We start from the raw sequence: 516 nt of genomic DNA on the forward strand, positions 1-516 counted from the left end.
GCCCTGGCTCGCTTCGGATCAGCAGCGCGTGGGCAGGCCGTATATGAAGGCGGCGTTCACGTCGGACGCCTGTTCAGAAGCATCTTTCTGATCGACTATTTCACCAATGCCCCGTTCAGGGCGGAAATGCAGCATGTCTTGAATCGTGGAGAAGCCGTCCACAACGTTCAACGCGCGATCCATATCGGCAAGATACCTGTCGAACTGGCACGCCGTCATGAATCGCTCTCGGCGGTCTCGTCCGCACTGACGCTTCTCTCGAATATCCTGATGGCGTGGAACACCACGCATATGCAACGCGTTCTTGAAGAAATTCAGGCGGCCACAGGCGAGCCACTGGCGCCTGAACAGTTGAGAAGAATCGCGCCGACACACCTGGAGGGAATCAACCTGCGCGGGACATTCAATTTTCCAGTGGCTCGGTACGCGCACCGAATCCTTCCGAGTCTCGACAGTGATCTGCACGCTTCGACCGCAAGTCGCAGAGCCTGATCTGAAGTCCAAAACACTGAATCG

Annotated in this window: 1 protein-coding gene; it reads left to right on the top strand. The window is 56.8% G+C overall.

Annotation, left to right across the window (positions count from 1 at the left end; all coding sequences use genetic code 11):
• Window positions 1–492 (top strand): Tn3 family transposase (locus tag BMI01S_RS40545; RefSeq protein ID WP_156123938.1); only part of this gene is annotated, 492 nt, incomplete at its 5' end.
• Between the last annotated feature and the right edge of the window lie 24 nt (window positions 493–516).

The organism is Paraburkholderia mimosarum LMG 23256 = NBRC 106338 (genome assembly GCF_000739815.1).
Classification (GTDB): Bacteria; Pseudomonadota; Gammaproteobacteria; order Burkholderiales; family Burkholderiaceae; genus Paraburkholderia; species Paraburkholderia mimosarum.